This window comes from Mangrovimonas futianensis, from assembly GCF_021245805.1.
GTDB classification, from domain to species: domain Bacteria; phylum Bacteroidota; class Bacteroidia; order Flavobacteriales; family Flavobacteriaceae; genus Mangrovimonas; species Mangrovimonas futianensis.
The window spans coordinates 481,259-500,424 of sequence record NZ_JAJJNF010000002.1 but is presented as its reverse complement, the minus strand read 5'-3'; the positions used below and the strand labels follow the sequence as shown (position 1 = coordinate 500,424).

General features: G+C 34.3%; 18 protein-coding genes and 1 tRNA gene. 14 read left to right on the top strand and 5 right to left on the bottom strand.

All coding sequences use genetic code 11. The annotated features are described in order from the left end of the window. The 5 genes from LOK78_RS05080 to LOK78_RS05060 all read left to right on the top strand — a co-directional run bounded on the left by LOK78_RS05080 (position 1) and on the right by LOK78_RS05060 (position 7,889). Entirely contained in the window at positions 1-1,530 is a 1,530-nt protein-coding gene (locus LOK78_RS05080) for a phytoene desaturase family protein (RefSeq protein ID WP_232634084.1), read from the top strand. A 3-nt stretch (positions 1,531-1,533) separates the two neighbouring features. Next, complete coding sequence (locus tag LOK78_RS05075; protein WP_232634082.1) at positions 1,534-2,403, top strand: cupin-like domain-containing protein; 870 nt, start codon at positions 1,534-1,536, stop codon at positions 2,401-2,403. Further along, positions 2,396-4,096: a C45 family autoproteolytic acyltransferase/hydrolase gene (locus LOK78_RS05070; RefSeq protein ID WP_232634080.1), complete on the top strand. Its 1,701-nt coding sequence runs from the start codon at positions 2,396-2,398 to the stop codon at positions 4,094-4,096. The genes LOK78_RS05075 and LOK78_RS05070 overlap by 8 nt, the downstream gene beginning before the upstream one ends. Beyond that, the gene (flxY, locus tag LOK78_RS05065; protein WP_232634078.1) at positions 4,093-5,382 is read left to right on the top strand and encodes a flexirubin biosynthesis putative acyl-CoA ligase FlxY; all 1,290 of its coding nucleotides are present in this window, start codon (positions 4,093-4,095) and stop codon (positions 5,380-5,382) included. Before LOK78_RS05070 ends, flxY begins: the two co-directional genes overlap by 4 nt. A gap of 80 nt (positions 5,383-5,462) precedes the next feature. Then, the gene (locus LOK78_RS05060) at positions 5,463-7,889 is read left to right on the top strand and encodes a hybrid sensor histidine kinase/response regulator (protein ID WP_232634076.1); all 2,427 of its coding nucleotides are present in this window, start codon (positions 5,463-5,465) and stop codon (positions 7,887-7,889) included. On the opposite strand, the gene LOK78_RS05055 is transcribed toward LOK78_RS05060, so the two are convergent. Both LOK78_RS05055 and LOK78_RS05050 read right to left on the bottom strand, forming a co-directional pair. Beyond that, positions 7,886-9,223, bottom strand: a complete 1,338-nt coding sequence (locus tag LOK78_RS05055; RefSeq protein WP_232634074.1) for a sigma-54-dependent transcriptional regulator — start codon at positions 9,221-9,223, stop codon at positions 7,886-7,888. The genes LOK78_RS05060 and LOK78_RS05055 overlap by 4 nt on opposite strands. A gap of 144 nt (positions 9,224-9,367) precedes the next feature. Continuing rightward, positions 9,368-9,688 (bottom strand): hypothetical protein, encoded by a 321-nt coding sequence (locus tag LOK78_RS05050; RefSeq protein ID WP_232634072.1) that lies wholly within the window; start codon positions 9,686-9,688, stop codon positions 9,368-9,370. Between the two features lie 272 nt (positions 9,689-9,960). Here LOK78_RS05050 and nhaA point away from each other — a divergent pair, with 272 nt between their 5' ends. The 6 genes from nhaA (at position 9,961) to LOK78_RS05020 (ending at position 16,558) form a co-directional block, all read left to right on the top strand. Continuing rightward, entirely contained in the window at positions 9,961-11,283 is a 1,323-nt protein-coding gene (nhaA, locus tag LOK78_RS05045) for a Na+/H+ antiporter NhaA (protein WP_232634071.1), read from the top strand. A gap of 32 nt (positions 11,284-11,315) precedes the next feature. After that, complete coding sequence (locus LOK78_RS05040) at positions 11,316-12,974, top strand: FAD-dependent oxidoreductase (RefSeq protein ID WP_232634069.1); 1,659 nt, start codon at positions 11,316-11,318, stop codon at positions 12,972-12,974. Positions 12,975-13,208: 234 nt separating this feature from the next. Next, the gene (locus LOK78_RS05035; protein WP_232634067.1) at positions 13,209-14,543 is read left to right on the top strand and encodes a tyrosine-type recombinase/integrase; all 1,335 of its coding nucleotides are present in this window, start codon (positions 13,209-13,211) and stop codon (positions 14,541-14,543) included. Between the two features lie 387 nt (positions 14,544-14,930). After that, entirely contained in the window at positions 14,931-15,200 is a 270-nt protein-coding gene (locus LOK78_RS05030; protein WP_232634065.1) for a helix-turn-helix domain-containing protein, read from the top strand. A gap of 4 nt (positions 15,201-15,204) precedes the next feature. After that, on the top strand, positions 15,205-15,594 hold the full coding sequence (locus LOK78_RS05025) for a hypothetical protein (protein WP_232634064.1): 390 nt from the start codon (positions 15,205-15,207) through the stop codon (positions 15,592-15,594). Between the two features lie 64 nt (positions 15,595-15,658). Then, positions 15,659-16,558, top strand: coding sequence for a hypothetical protein (locus LOK78_RS05020; RefSeq protein WP_232634062.1), 900 nt, complete (start codon positions 15,659-15,661; stop codon positions 16,556-16,558). 29 nt (positions 16,559-16,587) lie between these two features. Here LOK78_RS05020 and LOK78_RS05015 read toward each other — a convergent pair whose 3' ends face one another. Both LOK78_RS05015 and LOK78_RS05010 read right to left on the bottom strand, forming a co-directional pair. Continuing rightward, a complete protein-coding gene (locus tag LOK78_RS05015; protein ID WP_232634061.1) occupies positions 16,588-16,824 on the bottom strand; it encodes a hypothetical protein in 237 nt (78 codons plus the stop codon). A 188-nt stretch (positions 16,825-17,012) separates the two neighbouring features. After that, the gene (locus tag LOK78_RS05010; protein ID WP_232634060.1) at positions 17,013-17,183 is read right to left on the bottom strand and encodes a hypothetical protein; all 171 of its coding nucleotides are present in this window, start codon (positions 17,181-17,183) and stop codon (positions 17,013-17,015) included. 613 nt (positions 17,184-17,796) lie between these two features. Between LOK78_RS05010 and LOK78_RS05005 the strand changes: the two genes are divergently transcribed. From LOK78_RS05005 to LOK78_RS04995, 3 genes are read left to right on the top strand one after another with little or no spacing between them, the layout of a single operon-like run. Then, the gene (locus LOK78_RS05005) at positions 17,797-18,246 is read left to right on the top strand and encodes a hypothetical protein (protein WP_232634059.1); all 450 of its coding nucleotides are present in this window, start codon (positions 17,797-17,799) and stop codon (positions 18,244-18,246) included. Between the two features lie 16 nt (positions 18,247-18,262). After that, positions 18,263-18,469 (top strand): hypothetical protein, encoded by a 207-nt coding sequence (locus tag LOK78_RS05000; protein ID WP_232634057.1) that lies wholly within the window; start codon positions 18,263-18,265, stop codon positions 18,467-18,469. 10 nt (positions 18,470-18,479) lie between these two features. Next, positions 18,480-18,842 (top strand): hypothetical protein, encoded by a 363-nt coding sequence (locus LOK78_RS04995; protein ID WP_232634056.1) that lies wholly within the window; start codon positions 18,480-18,482, stop codon positions 18,840-18,842. A gap of 226 nt (positions 18,843-19,068) precedes the next feature. On the opposite strand, the gene LOK78_RS04990 is transcribed toward LOK78_RS04995, so the two are convergent. Next, positions 19,069-19,142 (bottom strand) — tRNA-Asn (locus tag LOK78_RS04990). Positions 19,143-19,166: the final 24 nt, after the last annotated feature.

Genomic DNA, 19,166 nt, shown 5'->3' with positions numbered 1-19,166 from the left:
ATGCAAAACCATTACGATGTTGTCATTGTAGGAAGTGGTCTGGGAGGTTTGGTCTCAGCCATTATTCTTGCTAAAGAAGGCTATAGCGTATGTGTTTTAGAAAAAAACCAGCAATTTGGAGGAAACCTTCAAACCTTCACTAGAAATAAAACCATATTTGATACAGGTGTCCATTATTTAGGAGGACTTAGTGAAGGGCAAAATCTTTTTAAATATTTTAATTATCTAGGAATAGCACATGACCTCAACCTAAAAAAGATGGATGAGTTGGCCTATGATAGGATTACTTTTGGGAATGACCCACAATGGTACCCTCATGCCCAAGGCTATGCCAAGTTTGAAGAGGAACTTATTAAGAAATTCCCGACCGAGTCTGAAGCCATCAAGGCTTATTCCAAAAAAATGAAAGAAACTTGTTCCAAGTTTCCTCTTTATTCTCTACAGAAAGGATCTCCTTATGATTTGAGTGTGTTTCAAGAGTCTACTTGGGAAGTCGTGAATGCGCTCACTCAAAATAAAAAGTTACAAGCGGTTTTAATGGGGTCTAACTACCTTTATGCCGGTTTGAAATCCACACCTTTTTATGTTCATGCCCTCTCAGTCAATTCCTATATTGAAAGTTCATATAGATGTATTAATGGAGGCAGTCAAATCACCAAATTATTGATAAGAAAACTGAAGCGTTTGGGGGGTGTTGCCTTAAAACATCAAGAGGTTGTAAAAATGGATCTCAAGAATGATAAAATATCAAAGGTTTCCTGTTTAAATGGCACCGAATTTACCGCTAATTGGGTTATTTCAAATATCGAGCCTCAAACAACATTAAACATGTTTGGTGAAAGTCCGTTGAAAAAACCATACATCAATAGGATCAAAAACATTAAAAAAACCGTAGCGGCTTTTAGTCTCTATATTGTATTTAAACCCGATACCTTCAAATATTTCAATCACAATATTTACCATTTCAAAACTCCAGAAAAAGTATGGACCTCTCAAGACTACGACATCCAAAATTGGCCTGAAAGTTATATGGTATCCTTAGGAGTGAAAAAAAACATGGATGACTATGCCGAAAACATGACAATCATGTCCTACATGAGATATGAAGAGGTGCTTCCTTGGGCCCATACGTTTCATACGGTTAAATACAAAAACGAACGGGGCCAAACCTATGAGGAATTCAAAGCTGAAAAAACAGAACAAATCCTGTTGGAATTGGAAAAACAATTTCCAGCCATACGCTCTTGTATTTTAGAGACCTACACTTCTACCCCTTTATCTTACAGAGATTATATAGGAAGCCTTGGAGGGTCTATGTACGGCTTTCTAAAAGATGCCGAAAAGCCTATGCAAGCTATCCTTTCGCCTAAAACCAAAATAGACAATCTCTTGTTTACAGGACAAAGTCTCAACATGCATGGAATTCTTGGAGTAACAATAGGAGCCGTCTTAACCTGTTCAGAAATATTAGGAAAAGCCTATTTGGTAGATGCCATCAATGAAGCAAATCAAACTCAAGAAATAACCTAACCTATGGAAAGGATTCAAACCAAACCAATTGAGAGAGTAAAAGACATTTCAAAAGAAGCGTTTATTGAAAAGTACTATAAACCTCAAAAACCTGTTTTAATTGAAGGTTTGACAAAAGAATGGCCGGCCTACAAAAAATGGAATTTGGATTATATCCAAAGTCTAGCTGGAGATCAAGAAGTGCCTCTTTACAATAATGAACCCACCAAAGGAAAACAATATTCGGCTGAACCTGTTATGAAAATGAAACTCTATGATTACATAGAGATTTTAAAAACGAAACCCACCGACCTGAGGATCTTTTTCTATAACATTCTAGATAACATGCCAAAACTGATTTCGGATTTTGAATACCCCGATATCGGTCTAAAATTTTTCAAAAGATTGCCTGCCATGTTCTTTGGAAGTGAAGGTTCCAAAGTACTTCCGCATTATGATATGGACTTATCCGATTTGGTTCATTTTCATTTTCATGGAAAAAAAAGTGTTATGCTATTTGCTCCAGATCAAACTCAATACCTTTATAGAATTCCCTTTTCGGTACACAATTTAGAAGAAATAGACTTAGACAATCCCGATTTTGAAACCTACCCTGCCTTAAAGAAATTACAAGGTTATGAAGTAATCATGAATCATGGTGATGCTTTGTATATGCCCAGTGGTTATTGGCATTATATTAAATATCTTAATGGTGGTTTTTCCATGACTCTTAGAGCTTTCACCAAGAAACCAAAGACCTTTGCTAAAATGTTATATAATGTTTTTTTTATGCGGCATTTTGAAAACGGTATGCGTAAATTGCGTGGTCAGAAATGGATTGATTATAAAAACGAAATCACCATCAAAAACACCCATAAGAATCTCAGTGAATAACGCCCAAACTTCTATCATAAAATCCTTGGCTCCTTCTTGGCTTATTATTGGTCTTTTGGTTATCAATCTTTGGTCTTGTGGTGTTTCTAAGTCCATTAAAGATGTTCCAGAGGTAAGTAATTACAATCATAACATTCCCGAAAGAACCCAAATCAATGATTCCACCTTTGTGCTGGATTCAAGTCATCTTACCAAAAACGAACAAGGGCAATGGGAACTTATGGTTTCTGGCGATCCTCTCGAAATCGGAATGAAAACCGGACTTTTGACCCAGGAACTCTTTGTGAAACAAGAAGCAGCCTTTTTGGGTAAGGTGGAAGATATGGTCCCATCGAAATTCAAACAGAAACTACTTAGAAAAATATTAGCATGGTACAATCGAAAAATGTACCTACACATTCCTGAAGAATACAAAGCAGAAATCTACGGGTTATCAAAATATGCTGGTGATAAATACGACTATGTTGCCGATGATTATCTTCGTATTCTTTACTTTCATGGCGCCCATGATATTGGACATGCTTTTCAAGATTTAGCTTTGGTCGGTTGTTCTTCCTTTGCCGCCTGGGGAAACAAAACGGAAGATGGCAGCTTGATTATTGCCAGAAACTTTGATTTCTATGCTGGTGATGACTTTTCAAAAAATAAAATCATCGCTTTTGTTGAACCCCAAGATGGTTACGCATTCATGTCTGTTACTTGGCCGGGAATGATAGGTGTTGTTTCAGGAATGAATACCCAAGGACTTACAGTTACCATCAATGCTGGCAAATCAAAAATACCTTTGGCTGCAAAAACGCCTATTTCCTTAGTGACAAGAGAAATTTTGCAATATGCCTCAAATATTGAGGAAGCCATCGCCATAGCCAAGAAACGCCAGGTATTTGTTTCAGAATCTATTTTTGTGGGTAGTGCAAATGATAAGAGGGCTGTAACCATCGAGGTGTCTCCAAAGAATTTTGGTGTTTATGAAGTTACAAACTCCAATGAATTAATTTGCTCCAACCACTTCCAAAGTGATGCTTACAAAGATGATGAAAGAAATTTAAAGCATATAGCCGAAAGTCATTCCCAATACCGCTATGAACGTATGGAGGAACTGCTGAACCAAACTGAAAAACTTACTCCTAAGAAAGCCATTGACATTTTGAGGAATAAAGAAGGTCTTCATGACGAAGCTATAGGTTATGGCAACGAAAAAGCCTTAAATCAATTACTAGCCCATCACGGTATTGTTTTCAAACCAGAGCAGGGATTGGTCTGGGTTTCTTCCAATCCTTACCAGTTAGGAGCATTTGTAGCCTATGACTTGAATAAAATTTTTGACAGTTCCATCAACGCTTCACCCGAAATCTCATTACAGGAAACAAGGTTAACCATTGAAAAAGATCCTTTCCTTTATACCGAGGCTTATAAAAATTATGAAACTTATCGCATTGATAGTCGGAAGATAGTTCAAGCTATAGAGGAAGATACCTCCTTGGAAACAGCATTTCTAAACCATTTTAAAGCGCTAAACCCAAACTTTTGGCAAGTTCATTATTTAGTTGGTAAATATTACTACGAAAAAGGAGAATACAATGAGGCTTTGCTTAATTTTGAAAAAGCACTGACCAAAGAAATTACTACGATACCGAGTAAACAAGAGGTCGAAAATTATATTAAAAAAACACATCGGAAATTAGACGAATGATTCCTGAAATAGAAAAAGCATCCGTACAAAATATAAAGGCTTTCCAAGAAGCCAAACTGCAAGAATTATTACCGTATTTAAAGGAACATTCCACCTATTACCAACGGCTGTTTGCAGGTCAAAATATTGATATAGAGCAAATCAAAACTTTAGAAGATTTGGTTCAAATTCCAGTGACCACCAAGGATGACCTTCAAAAATATAATGACGATTTTCTTTGTGTTCCCAAAAACAAAATCATTGACTATGTAACGACCTCTGGCACTTTAGGGGATCCGGTAACTTTTGCTCTAACAGATAAAGACCTTGATCGTTTGGCCTATAATGAGGCTATTTCATTTGCCTGTGCTGGTGTAACTGGCAAAGATGTGCTACAACTGATGACCACCATAGACCGCCGATTTATGGCGGGATTGGCCTATTTTCTGGGTGTAAGGAAATTGGGAGCCGGTATCATTAGAGTTGGTGCTGGTATACCAGAATTGCAATGGGATTCTATTCTAAAATTCCGACCAACCTATTTAATTGTTGTTCCTTCTTTCCTTCTTAAATTGATAGAATATGCTAAGTCGCATGATATTAATTTAGAAGAATCTGGTGTTAAAGGTGCTATCTGCATTGGTGAATCCTTGAGGAATCAAGATTTCACCTTAAATACTTTAGCTGAAAAAATCACCTCTCAGTGGGACATTCAATTATTCTCTACCTATGCGTCGACAGAGATGAATACCGCCTTTACCGAATGTGAATTTCAAAAAGGGGGACATCATCATCCGGAATTAATTATAGCCGAAATACTCGATGACCACAACCTCCCCGTACCTTCAGGAAAAGTGGGCGAATTGACTATTACCACCTTGGGTGTTGAGGGCATGCCCCTATTAAGATTTAAAACGGGAGATATGGTTACAGCCCATGAAGAACCCTGTGAGTGTGGTCGTCATACCATAAGATTGGGGCCTGTGGTGGGGAGAAAAAAGCAAATGATTAAATACAAAGGGACTACCTTATACCCTCCAGCCATGGAGAATATATTGAATGATTTTAATGAGGTAGAATGTTATGTTATAGAAATTTATCATAATAATATTGGCACTGATGAAATCTGTATAAAAATTGCGAGCCATAATAAATCAGATAAATTCATGCACAATATCAAGGATCATTTCAGAGCCAAACTAAGGGTTACTCCTAAAATAGAATTCCATGACAAAAAGGAAATTGAAACCATACGCTTTCCTTCCATGAGCCGAAAGCCCATTCTTGTAATAGACAAAAGAAAATAGCATGCCTTTTTAGTCTGGGTATAGGAGCTGCTGGTACAAATTTTCAATTATTTGATTACCTTGTCATTTCATTTTGATCTATGAAGCTACCAAAGCACAGAATTACCCTCAAAGTCATTATTGGCTACATTATTTTAGGTATCCTCGCAGTCATTTCGGGTTATTTGGTATTATCTGAAATCAAAACTTTTACCCAATTCCAAAACCAAGATATTTCTGATCGCAACAAGATCATTAAAACAGGTGGATTAATTGCCGATATTTATGAAAATGAAAGTTTGGCTCGGGCTGCCATTCAACTAAGTTCTTCTGAAAAGTTTGATGTTTATGTTGAGGAAAACGAAGCATTACTTAAAAAAATAGATTCCCTTAACTTCATGGTAGATAATGACTATCAAAAGCTCATTTTGGATAGTATTAAGGTTGTTTTTAATAAAAAACTTCAAAACATCACAGACCTTAAGGAGTTGAAACTAAATGACAATTCAGATCGTTCAATCGAACAGGCTATCAAGAAGTTAGGCTCTATTGAATCTATTTTAGGAAAAATCACTGTGGAAGACTTTGTAGAAAACCCAAATGCCTTGGATAGGAAGACTAAAACAAATCTTCAAGAATATGTAGACCTCATCAATAAATACAACCCGCAAGATTCTATAAACACTATAAGCCAGAAGGAAATTGATTCCATAGTGACCATTTCCAAAAGTATGCTTAGGGATTTACAACGTGACAATACCAGACAAAGAGCCTCCCTCTTGGAAACAGAACGAGAATTGATAGAAAACGACCTTACTACTTCCCGTAAATTAAGGGAGCTCTTAAAAGCATTGGAAAGTGATATCATTCTTTATTCAAACAATCTAAATAAGCAACGGGCACAAACCTTAAATCATAGCCGACAAATTATCATTATAGCATCTGTTATCAGTTTTATATTGATCGTTATTTTTTCCTTTATCATTTTAAATGACTTTTGGAAAAGTCAAGAATACAGAAAGCAGTTAGAAGCTGCCAATAAAACCACGTCTTCCCTTTTAAAGAGTCGGGAGCAATTAATTTCTATGGTAAGTCATGACTTAAGAACGCCGTTAAGTACTGTGACGGGCTACAGTGAATTGCTTCAAAAAAATACCACTTCAGTTAAAGAAAAAAATTATCTAGAGCATATTAGGAATGCTTCATCCTACATGGGACAATTGGTAGAGGATCTTTTGGAGTTTTCAAAATTGGAAGATGGGAAAATAGCTATTGAATCAGTACCATTCAATATAAGACAGAATATCGATGACATTGCTCAAGGTGCGCAAAACATTTATAAAAACAAGCCCGTAGAACTCATAGTAGAACATGACGAACAAATATCATGGCCTATTGTTAGCGATCCCTTTCGAATCAAACAAATCCTCTACAACCTGATTGTAAACGCCTATAAATTTACCAAAACGGGCAGTATAAAAGTTAGAAGCACTTTAGAATCTGAAGGATCTCATGACTTTTTAAAAATTTCCGTAAGCGATACAGGAATTGGTATTAGCAAAGACAAGCAAGAAACTATATTTAAGGCCTTTACGCAGGCCGATTCCAGTGAGGAGACTAAGCAAAATGGGTTTGGTTTAGGCTTGACTATTTCCAAAAAATTAGCGGAATTGCTGGGAGGCACCTTGACCCTTGAAAGTGATTTGGGCGTAGGCAGTACTTTTACCCTAAGAATTCCTGTTACTTTTTCAAAACAGCAAATAGTATTGGACACTCAGGCTCCTTTGGAAAACCAATGGAATCTTACCGCTTTGATTATTGAAGATGATCCCTCCTTAAGACAATTACTGAATGAATTGTTAGTCCAATATGGTGTGAAGCCTCATTTATATTCCAATGGGCAAGCGGCATTAGAACAATTGCACGGACTTACCTATGATTTTGTGCTCACGGATATACAGTTGCCAAAAATGAACGGTATTCAATTTATGGAGCGTCTAAAACAAGAGTCAACCTATAGTAACCAACCCATTTTTGCCATGACAGGTCGGGCAAATCTTTCCGTAGAAGATTACAAAGAAAGTGGCTTTGCTGAAGTATTGATCAAACCCTTTCACCCAAATGAGCTACAGAAATTATTGACTCAATATTTTAAGAGTCGTTCTTTTGAGGCCGAAATAAACTCATCTTCTGTGGAATCATCAGAACCTGAAGGATTCAGCGTAAAATCTTTGGGATCTTTTATGAATCATGATCCCGAGGCCATAAAAAATACGCTTCGTTTGTTTTCTGAAGACAACGAACAAAACTATCTCCATTTGATGCAAGCTTTTCAGAATAAAAATATTGAGGCAATCAACCAAGTAAGCCATAAAATGTTGAGCATGTATCGGCAATTGGAGGTGAAGCAGGTATTACCGTATCTCGAAAAATTTGAAACGGCATCAACCATTTCCGAAGAAGAATTTGAAGCATTTCAAGATAATATGGAAGTATTTTTAGCCTCTTTAAAATCGTATCTCAGCTAAGACAAATTGTACTCCTTTAATTTGTTATAAAGCGTTTTTCTAGTGATGTTAAGCAATTTAGCTGCTTGGGTCTTATTGTTTCCTACCTCTTTTAGTGCACTCACTATTAATTCCTTTTCATTTTCTTTGGTCGAAAAAGTTTTAGGAGGAATTTGACTGGATTGCTCTTTTCCAAATTCTTCAGGAAGCGAATGTTTTTCAATCACCTGATCCTGAGTCAAAAGAACAGCTCTCTTTATGACATTGGACAACTCACGCAGATTTCCAGGCCAAGAATATTGCTGAAACAAGGTCATCACCTCTTTTGAGAACCCTACTATCGACTTATTCAATTGTTCATTGGCCATATCAAGGAAAAAGTCTGCAAATAGCACGAAATCATCCATACGATCCTTCAAGCTTGGAACTTTGATAGAAAATTCATTAAGCCTATGAAACAAATCTTCCCTAAAGTCTCCATTCCCAACCGCTTCAAATAAATTCTCATTGGTAGCTGTAATGAGTCGGATATCCACTTTTATTTCTTCATTACTACCTATGGGCTTGACCTTTCTTTCCTGTAGCGCTCGAAGCAATTGAATTTGATTATCATAACTTAAATTCCCTACCTCGTCTAAAAAGAGTGTTCCACCATTGGCTGCCTCAAAGTGTCCCGTTTTATCACTTATGGCCCCAGTAAAAGAACCTTTCTTATGACCAAAAAACTCACTAGATGCCAACTCTTTTGGAATAGCACCACAGTCTACTGCCACAAAAGGTTGGTGCTTTCTATTACTTTGGTTATGGATCATTCTAGCAACAACCTCCTTCCCCGTTCCACTCTCTCCACTTATTAGAACAGTCATATTTGTTGGTGCTACCAGCCCAATGTAATCATTCAGTGTTTTTGATGCTCCACTGATTCCAGCAACAGTATCCGGAGTTGATTTATTCTCGGATAGGTTATTTTCTAGGATTTCTATTTCTTCTGGTAATTGATCTTCCAAGGCATTATGAATAACTTCTAAAACTTCATCTGGATTGAAAGGTTTGGAGATATAATCAAAAGCTCCCTGTTTCATAGCTTGAACAGCAGTAGAAACTTCAGCGTAGCTAGTCATCAACACGACAGGCACTTGGTAATAAAGAGTTTTAATTTTCTTCAGCAATGAAATTCCATCGCCATCTGGCAACCTCAAATCTGTAAAAACCAAATCGTAGGATTCAGATTTTAGCTTCAAAACAGCCTTTTCCATATTAAAGGCCACTTGAACCTTATAGTCATGGCGCTCTAAGAACTGTTTAAGCATCTCAGAAAATGTGATGTCATCTTCTACCAACAATATGGATTTCATACAAGTAATCTCCTTTTTTACAAAAGTATTAAGGAAGCTTCACCAATTCCTTTAAAAAAAACATAAAAAAAGGGACGTCTTTACTAAAACGCCCCTTTAACAAGAAAAAATTCGAGTTTTCAGGATAAAATTTATTCTTAGCTATTAATCATCAATTTCATTTAAATCGTCTTTATCTATCCATTTTCCATCTTTGGAAGCAAAAACGGTTTTGGTTGTTCCCTCTACCATCAAATCCAGTTTGTACTGACCTTTATTATTGATATAGGCCTTATTAATGGTAGCTGTTTCGAAATCGTCTTTAACGGCATTGGTTACGGCCGTTGGCAATTTATTGATGGCGATTTCTCTAAAATCATCCACAATAACTACTTTCATATTTTGGGTTTCACATACACTATTTGTGGTGGCGAAGGTTGACAATCCTCCCGCCAATATCGCGACGGCTAAAATTACTTTTTTCATAATACTAAGTTTATTTGTTATTATTTGATTTATGATATCTATTGAAACAAATATGCCAGATAGCAATTAAATCACTTGAAACAACATAAGTCATTGTATTTCAAAAGTTTAATGTTATTTCTCAAAATTATTGAGAGAAGGAAACTGTGTAAGGATGTGAAATGCGCCATGAAATCCGTATAAATTTTACACATTGTTAAAATAGAATGACACTCTTGGCTTTGAGATTATTATAAATATTAGTAATTTTTAGAAAATTTAAATCCTTCCCATTGCGTACTCTATTTCCAATAAAACGACTCATTCTTACGCCATTTGAAAAGTTTGTAAACATAGCTAGTTCCAGTGGTTTCATTTTATTTTTTGCCACCATAGTAGCACTTATTTGGGCTAATTCACCATGGTCAGACTCCTATGAAGCTTTCAAGAACTACCCTTTGGGATTTAGATTTGGAAATTTTGAATTGGTCAAACCGGTCCTATTATGGGTAAATGACGGACTCATGTCTATCTTCTTTTTCCTGATTGGATTGGAAGTGAAACGAGAAATTTTAATTGGGGAACTCAATACCTTAAAAAAAGCATCACTTCCCATTTATGCTGCTCTAGGCGGTGTGATTTTACCTGTCTTGATTTTTATTTTTCTAAATGACAACCCTGAAACAACCAAAGGTTGGGGAATACCAATGGCTACAGATATTGCATTCTCTTTGGCTATTCTCACAGTTTTAGGTAAACGAGTACCCATCGGTCTAAAAATATTCCTAACGGCTTTGGCCATCGTTGATGATATTTTAGCGGTAATGACCATTGCCATATTCTACAGCTCTAAAATTGAATGGATGCTCTTAGCTATGGCCATGATTCCTTATGCCATTTTGGTTTTACTTTTATTCTTAAAAAAATACAGCAAATACGTTTCGGTAATTTTGGGTTGTATCATTTGGATGCTCTTTTTAAAATCAGGGATTCATCCAACCATATCTGGAATTTTGGTTGCATTTACCCTGCCCCTGAGTCAAACTTTTACTGTAAGAAGTTCTATTGCGCAATTGGAACAAACTGTGAGTAAATTAGCTAAAGCCAAAGCTTCAAATAAACCAATACTTACCAAAGAGCAAATTTATGCTATAGATGATATTGAAGATTGGACCAATAAAGTACAATCACCACTTCAATTACAAGAAAATGGGCTGCACGGATGGGTTGCTTTTTTTATAATTCCCATTTTTGCCCTAGTCAATGCAGGCATCAATTTTACTAGTAATACAGAGAGTATTGATTTATCCCTAGTGACCAATCTAGCCATCGCTCTTATCGTTGGAAAAAGTCTGGGGATTTCTTTGTTTTCCTTTTTGAGTGCCAAGTTTGGGCTTTCTGAATTGCCTTTAAACATAAAATACCAACAAATTATTGGTATTGGCTTTTTGGCCGGAATCGGATTTACCATGTCTATTTTTATAGCCAATCTGGCCTATGCTGATAGCCAAAAACTTATTGAGGACTCCAAATTTGGTATTCTAATCGGGTCTACTCTATCTGGAGTTATAGGTTATTTGGTTTTAAGATACTTTGGTCCCAAGAAGAACCCTTGATTTGTAAATTTGACAATTTTAAATAATCCATTATGATAAGGAGCAAATTGATTATAATTCTTATTTTCTTGACTTCTATCGCATTTAGTCAAAATACTCTTCAAAAGGAAAACTATAAAGCAGATATTATTATTTATGGAGGTACGTCATCTGCCATTATATCGGGAATTAAAGCAGCTTCCTTGGGGCGAAGTGTAATAATTATTTCTCCCGACACCCATTTAGGAGGTATGACCACCAATGGTTTAGGATTTACAGATAGTGGTCATAAAGAATACATTGGCGGGTTAGCTAAGGAATTTTATCATAGGGTTTATCAATATTATTCAGAAGAAACGACTTGGAATTGGGTTTCCAGAAAAAAGTTTAAAAATAAAGGTCAAGATGCCCCAAGCATAGATGATAAAACCCAAACAATGTGGACCTTTGAACCCCATGTAGCAGAACAAATTTTTGATGACTGGTTAAAAGAATATCCCATACAAATCTTAAAAAATGAGTGGTTAGATCGAGAACGACCATTAGATAAAGAAGCTCAGCAAATTATGGCCTTTTATACCCTTTCTGGTAAACGCATAGAAGGAAAGATATTTATTGATGCTTCATATGAAGGAGATTTAATGGCTTTAACTGGGGTCTCCTATCATGTAGGACGGGAATCCAACTCAGTTTATAATGAAACTTACAATGGGATTCAAAAAGGAGTATTCCAACATGATCATAATTTTAAAGATTTAAAAATCAATGCCTATTGGGAGCATAATAGTAAAAAGTCTGGTCTATTGCCAAAAATATCTGAGGATACTCCTGGCAAAAATGGTGATGGAGATCATCGTGTTGAGGCATATTGCTACCGATTATGTTTAACTCAAGTAAGGGATAATTTCATACCTATAACAAAACCAGATGGCTACAACCCCAAAAATTATGAACTATTAGGACGAATCTATGAGGCTGGTTGGGACCAAACTTTTGTCAAATTTGATGCGATTCCAAATGGAAAAACCGATGTCAATAATCACGGTCCATTTAGTCATGATAACATAGGAATGAATTATGAATATCCTGAGGCATCTTATGAAAAACGGAAAGAAATAGAAAAAGAGCACCAAGCCTATCAACAGGGTTTGCTTTACTTTATTAAGACCGATCCTAGAGTTCCTGATTCCACAAGATTAGCCATGTCTAAATGGGGTTATGCAAAGGATGAATTCAAAGACAATAACGGGTTTCCACATCAATTATATATCAGAGAAGCACGCAGAATGATTGGCTCCTATGTCATGACTGAGCATGATGTCATGGGGAAGAAAAAAATAAATGACCCTATAGGCATGGGTTCCTACAGTTTAGATTCTCACAACGCACAACGATATGTTACCTTTTTCCATCATGTAGAAAATGAAGGCGATATTGGGGTGAATCCACCACACCCTTATAGTATTTCTATGAGGTCTATAATTCCAAAAGAAAATGAATGCACTAATTTAATTGTACCTGTTTGTTTATCTAGTTCTCATATTGCCTACGGAAGTATTCGGATGGAACCTGTTTTTATGCTGTTAGGAGAATCTGCTTCTCAATTAGCTGACCTTGCCCTAAAGAATAAGACAACAGTTCAAAAAGTCAATTATAATACTTTAAAAGGGGCTTTACTGGAAGCGAATCAGATTTTAACCTACCAGAAATAGTTCCTAACGATTTAAAAACAAAAAAGCCTTGATTTCTCAAGGCTTTTCTTTGAAAGCTCCCCCTCTTGGGGTGCAATTTTAAAATTGATTTCTATAACTTTCAACTATTTTAGGACTTTAAGCCTATATATACAAGAGTTTACAAATATAAAATAATGGAATAAAATGTAATTTAACGGATATTTTTACGGATAAAACCACGGATAAATATTATCTTTATAAAAACCATTCGTTATGTCTGCCATTAAATTCTATCCTTCAAAGCAAACAGGAAAGTGTAAAATCTATTTAAGAGTTATTCTAAACCAAAAACAGGACTTTAGGTTGTCTACTGGATTATCCATTGAAAATGCAAAGGATTGGAACAATAAAACCAACAGGGCAAAAAAAACTACCTCAACAAATAAAAACCTCAACAAAGACCTCAATAGACTTGAAGGAAATATAGAAGACTACATCGATGAGGTAAAACGCGACACAAAAAGAAGTTCTTTTGACATCACCAGCAAAGCCATAAAGAATGTAATACTCATAACCTTCAATGAGAAAAACAACTCCTTAGAAGACCTAAATTTACTTATACCATTTGCAAAAAGATTTGCCAAAAACCTAAAGACGCAAACTTATACAAGGAACGGGGTTAAATTTAAATACTCCCCAAAAACAATTGAGAAGTACACAATTTTCGCAAAGCACTTGGAGAACTACCAAAAATCAAAAAGAAGTAAGTTTAAGGTTTCAGATGTAAACACCTCCTTTTTAGACAATTTCTTGGAGTTTCTCCCCTCTGATGGCGTGAAGTCTATTAACGAGTTAGGAAGGTACGCAAAACGCCTTAAAACTATTATTAAGGATGCAGAAGAAAAAGGAATTCGGATCGATAGTGATTACAGAAAAATAAAAGGGTTTGAAGACGAAACCTTGGTAACGTTTTTAACCTTTGAAGAACTGGATAAAATAATTGAAACCGACATGCCAAACTCAAAACTACAAACGGCAAAGGATTGGTTAATTATAGGCTCTTACACCGCATTACGTATTTCAGATATGTTTAGGGTTACAAGTAAAAATATAACCGACTACAACGGAAATAAATACATATCTCTCAAACAGTTTAAAACCAAGAAAAATGTTTATATACCTATTCATTATAAAGTGGATGAGGTTTTACAATCATACAACTACAATTTTCCCCCAAACTTATTGGAAAACGAAAAGTCTAACAGAGCAATTTTATCTAAACTCATGAAGAAGGTTTGCGAGTTGGCAAAAATTAATGAAAAGGTAGTAGGTCGTTTAAATGGTGTTAAAGGCACGTATGAGAAACACAAATTAATCTCAAACCATTCTTGTAGAAGAAGTTTCGCCTCTAACTTTTACGGTTTGGAAGGATTTACTACAAGTATGATAATGGAAATAACAGGACACGAAAACGAAAGGAACTTCTTAAAATACATTGACAAAAGAGATATGACCATGAATGAGAGAATGGCAAGTAATTTTGCACTAATGAAAGAAAAAGACCGAGCCAAAACAAACAAACCAACCCTAAAAAAAGTAGGTAATTAGGGTTTCTAACAATTAAGTTTATACAATCTTATTAACAAATTGAACTAAATTTTACTACCCTAAATCAACAAAATTGTTTATTAATAAAAACAAATGGAATACAAATGTTTTTTTATACTAACAAACCTCTATTTTAAAGAAATTTTTGTTGATATCTCCCCCTACCTCCTCATTTGGAAATCAATTGAATACTATATACTTTTAACTATCTAAAACAAAAAAGGCATCCCAAATTGGAACGCCTCTATATTTTAATTTTGATAAAACTTTGCACGGTGTTATCATCTTCAAAATTATAGGAAACTTCAGTTAATACAAAATTTTTAACAATTTTAAATTCTGAAGTTAACGTTTCAATTTGGTCGCCTTTTACTAAAACATTATATTATGATAGTAAAAGAAGGCAATTCTCCAAAAGCCTTAAAGGAGATTATTAGAGAAACCCTTAAAACAGAATTAAGTGGTTTATTGAGCAACTTGGAAACTCATCAAAATGAGTATTTAACCCGCAGACAGGTATCAAAGATGTTAAGTGTTGATTTAAGCACGATACACAACTACACTAAAAAAGGCATTCTGCAAGCCTACCAAATAGGCGGAAGGGTTTACTTCAAAAAAGATGAGGTTGAAGCATCTATTGTTAAACTAAAAAGTTGAAGTCATGGCAATAGATATTAATTACAATACCTACAACTACAAGGAAGTAAATGTGGGTAAATACTCGACTACACGCCATTTTGAACTTGTTTACCATAGTGGCGAAAATGACATCTTTTCAGAAAAAATAAAGATAACAAACGACAGGGGTTTTGCTAAATCAAACCCAGACTATTGGGTTACTGAAAAGAATGACAGAAAATGGAATAAACAAACCTTGTCTGGACTGTTTAAAACAGATATTTCAAACATTTATCATGGTGACACCAAAAGAGGTAAAACCCTATTAATATTTGAATTTCTGAAAGATGAGCATGAACTAAACCTTTACTATGTAGAAAACCACACAAGAAAGGATTTGGATCAAGTGTTAAATTTCATTTTTAAGGATTAAACCATTGTTTTGAATTGGGGAGTAAACCTCCCCTTTTTTCTTTCCATTCAATTATTGATTTCCATTGATTGACTACACTAAAATATTGATTTTAGGAGTGGACACAGACCGTTTATTGAATTTACCTTACTTAGATTTTAAAAGTGAGTTAAACGAAAGGACTGGCGAGTTATCTACATTTAAAACTGCCATATATCATACTTGCAAAATAAGGGTGTTTGATAGTGGCATAGTTATCTTTAGTGGTAGCATTCATAAATTACATAATAGCCTTAATAACCTACCCAAAAATTGCTATAAACGTTTTACTGAAAAAGGATATAATGCAAACTTATTTACGATTAAAGAAATTTTTGAAATCCGTGAACGTCTACAACAACTATTCAAAGTTCCCTTGAAAAATATGTTATTTCAAAACATTGAATTTGGGGTAAACATTATTACCGTATTCAATCCCAATGAGTTTTTAAGAGGTTTATTAATGCACAATGGCAAACCTTTTGAATTTAGATATAACGACCACTACGCACAAGTTAAACACCAAAGATATATCATAAAGGTTTACAACAAATCACATCTGTATAATATGCCATTTAATGTAATCAGATTAGAAATAAAATTGATGAAGGCAATTGAAATAATCAAAACAGGAATCAAAACCTTTGAAGACGTAAACAATAATACCTTAATAAATGCCTTAAATCTATTAGAAAAAAGAATAAATGAAACCGTTTACTTTGACCATACCATTAACCAAGATAATAACAAATGGATTGATAAATACTCCAACAAAAAGTTTTGGCTCTATGAACTAAAACCAAATAGAAGACACAAACATAAAAAGCAACTTGAAACACTTAACAACCTACATTCTTTAAACCTAAAGAAACAATTGATTAACAGAATTAAACTGAAAAGTGTAAAAATTAACAGTTCAAAGTATATGGTTAAATATTACACCTAAGCAAGAAACAATCATAAAGAACAAAGATATTATTCTTCTTCTTCAGACTCTATATTTATCCCTTTTAGATAATGTGGATTTATCTCCAAGTTGAACTCTACATAATGAATACCATTATAGGGAGTTATTTCAACATTACATGAAATCTTTTCAGACTCCATAGAAATCCATCGAACAAATTTTTTGAATAATTTAATTGACCTATCATCCGATAATTCAAAATCAAAGTAGAGTTTTGCTCGATTGTCCTGAAGATAGTCTAACATTATTTGACTTACCGTAGGTCTTAAGTATTTACAGTATTTACCGTCCGTTTGCCCCAGTAAATTAACTAAAGATACTTCTGTATGCCTTGGATGCACTCCATCATCGAAAGTAAGTTGATAAGGAGTTCTTTTACTACTGTAGAATGTATATACGTCTAAACCGTATATATTTTCCCTTTTAACAACTATCATCCAACCCTTCTAACCTGTTTGTAAGCATCAATTGCAAGTTTCATCAAAGCACTTTTTCTTTCAAGCGCAACTTGAATCTTACTAACTTTTTCAGGAGTAGGATTGTAATCAACTTTAAAATCAATCTTATTTGATTCCAAAATATTTGTTAATGCTTCAGTCGTCATGGTTACTTTAAGGTTGTGATTTTTTAGGTAAAGTTACTAACAATAAATGTTGATAACGAAAACTAAATATAGTGCAAAACTAGTTAATTCAAAATAAATTAAATGTTTTTTTGTAATATTTTTACATTTTTTTCTTTATAAATTATTTCCATAACATTGCAAACCAATTAATTACATCACTTATTTAAAGGAAATCAACACTAAAAATTCACTTAAACATATTCAAATTCTATTTAACATTACAATTTCATAGTGAATTTTATATTTGATAAACAAAAAATATTCCAAAAAGATATTATTCGAAAAAATTACTATAATCTCTATTTTTTCCTAACTCTAAAAATAAAACAATACGCGCGCGCGAGGAGATGGTAAAATAATCTTTATTCTATCGGTTTAGAATGTACAAAACAAAAAAGCATTCAATTATAAGAAAGGCAAGAATAATAATCTTTACGTCTTTGTTATAGTTCCTTTCAGGCATGAGCAAAGATTTAATTAATCAATTTATTTCAAGTTAGTAAATTTTATATATTTATAATCAAGAACTTAATACTTCTCTCCCGATTTTAAGTTCTGTTTAAATCATATACCAACCTTAACACCTATCAAAATGAGAAAGGCATTAATTCTATTGCTTGTATTAACGGGAGTATCACAATTAGGAATTTCGCAAATCACAAAAATCGAAAGCAAAGCAATCGCAGAATATACAGTTGCTCCTATGGGAAAGTACATGGCATCATTAAAAGTATTTGAAGACCATTCAATTCTAACCTTTAGGGATGCACGTTACCAGCATATTGATGAATATGTAAGTTGTTCTTTGGACAATAAAACAGTAGAAGACCTTTATAAATTACTTTCAAGCAAAGTTGCCAAAAAAGGTGATGAATATCACGTTAAGACATTAGGCGATGAAACCCTATATATTACATTTAATAAAATGTTAGGTAAAACATATCCGACTATCTATTTGTACGAAAGTAAGTATGATACAAACAGTAGTTACATGGCATCATTAACCCACAAACAAATGGACAAACTTTTTGGTAAGAGATAATTTAAATCATTATATCATGGATTCACAAGACCAATATTTATATCAAACAACCTCTTGGGTTGAAAATAACATAGACCATATTTCTAAAAGAAAGTTCATAAAACACCACGAAATTCAATCTATGATGAATAGAATAGCACATGATTTAAGAATAGACGAGCCTTTCTTAGATGATAACGAATGGGACTCAACAATTGGGGGGTTTGAAGACTCACCTTTTTAAACAGAGTAGCATGAAAACTGAAAGAGAGTTGCTTGTTTTTATTTTAGGTTACCTAAATGGATTGAAAAAAAAGAAAAAAATACCTAATGAAGATTTAAAGAAAATTAAAGATTTTATTGAAGGTTTTAGGAATCCACCAAGAATTGAAGTAGAACATATTGACGAATATGAAGAAGGTTTGGATACGGATTTTGATTTCAAGGATTCGGATGAATTCTCTTCATATGAGGAATTTGCCAAATACAATAATATAGATATCCCTACAACGGAAGTCACAGAAGAAGAAGCCAAATCTATTTTAGATTTTTTGGAAAAACATTCTGACTTAAATAACTCCAATAAATTAGATGATTCAGAAAACTCTGAAAAATAAATTCAACACTAAGAAATCCGTTTAAAACAGACTGTTCGCCATTTCTAAATTAGATAACGAAATTAAATTATAGTACTTACTCAATACTTACCATTTAGATAAACACGAAACATTAAGGTATGTTTAAAAATCTCGTTACTTCCCGTATTTCGGATATATTTACGGATAAAAAAAGTATATAAAAAAGAAAAACGCCCTTGTATAAAGGCGTTTCTCTCGTTATTTGCTCCCCCTCTTGGGCTCGAACCAAGGACCCTTTGATTAACAGTCAAATGCTCTAACCAACTGAGCTAAGGAGGAGTGTTTTTTCTTTTTGCGAGTGCA

Excerpts from the sequence above, each read along its gene's own strand:
- LOK78_RS05080 (WP_232634084.1), top strand. The coding sequence starts at position 1 with ATGCAAAACCATTACGATGTTGTCATTGTAGGAAGTGGTCTGGGAGGT.
- LOK78_RS05075 (WP_232634082.1), top strand. The coding sequence starts at position 1,534 with ATGGAAAGGATTCAAACCAAACCAATTGAGAGAGTAAAAGACATTTCA.
- flxY (WP_232634078.1), top strand. The coding sequence starts at position 4,093 with ATGATTCCTGAAATAGAAAAAGCATCCGTACAAAATATAAAGGCTTTC.
- LOK78_RS05060 (WP_232634076.1), top strand. The coding sequence starts at position 5,463 with ATGAAGCTACCAAAGCACAGAATTACCCTCAAAGTCATTATTGGCTAC.
- LOK78_RS05055 (WP_232634074.1), bottom strand. The coding sequence starts at position 9,223 with ATGAAATCCATATTGTTGGTAGAAGATGACATCACATTTTCTGAGATG.
- LOK78_RS05050 (WP_232634072.1), bottom strand. The coding sequence starts at position 9,688 with ATGAAAAAAGTAATTTTAGCCGTCGCGATATTGGCGGGAGGATTGTCA.
- LOK78_RS05040 (WP_232634069.1), top strand. The coding sequence starts at position 11,316 with ATGATAAGGAGCAAATTGATTATAATTCTTATTTTCTTGACTTCTATC.
- LOK78_RS05035 (WP_232634067.1), top strand. The coding sequence starts at position 13,209 with ATGTCTGCCATTAAATTCTATCCTTCAAAGCAAACAGGAAAGTGTAAA.
- LOK78_RS05030 (WP_232634065.1), top strand. The coding sequence starts at position 14,931 with ATGATAGTAAAAGAAGGCAATTCTCCAAAAGCCTTAAAGGAGATTATT.
- LOK78_RS05025 (WP_232634064.1), top strand. The coding sequence starts at position 15,205 with ATGGCAATAGATATTAATTACAATACCTACAACTACAAGGAAGTAAAT.
- LOK78_RS05015 (WP_232634061.1), bottom strand. The coding sequence starts at position 16,824 with ATGTTAGACTATCTTCAGGACAATCGAGCAAAACTCTACTTTGATTTT.
- LOK78_RS05010 (WP_232634060.1), bottom strand. The coding sequence starts at position 17,183 with ATGACGACTGAAGCATTAACAAATATTTTGGAATCAAATAAGATTGAT.
- LOK78_RS05005 (WP_232634059.1), top strand. The coding sequence starts at position 17,797 with ATGAGAAAGGCATTAATTCTATTGCTTGTATTAACGGGAGTATCACAA.
- LOK78_RS05000 (WP_232634057.1), top strand. The coding sequence starts at position 18,263 with ATGGATTCACAAGACCAATATTTATATCAAACAACCTCTTGGGTTGAA.
- LOK78_RS04995 (WP_232634056.1), top strand. The coding sequence starts at position 18,480 with ATGAAAACTGAAAGAGAGTTGCTTGTTTTTATTTTAGGTTACCTAAAT.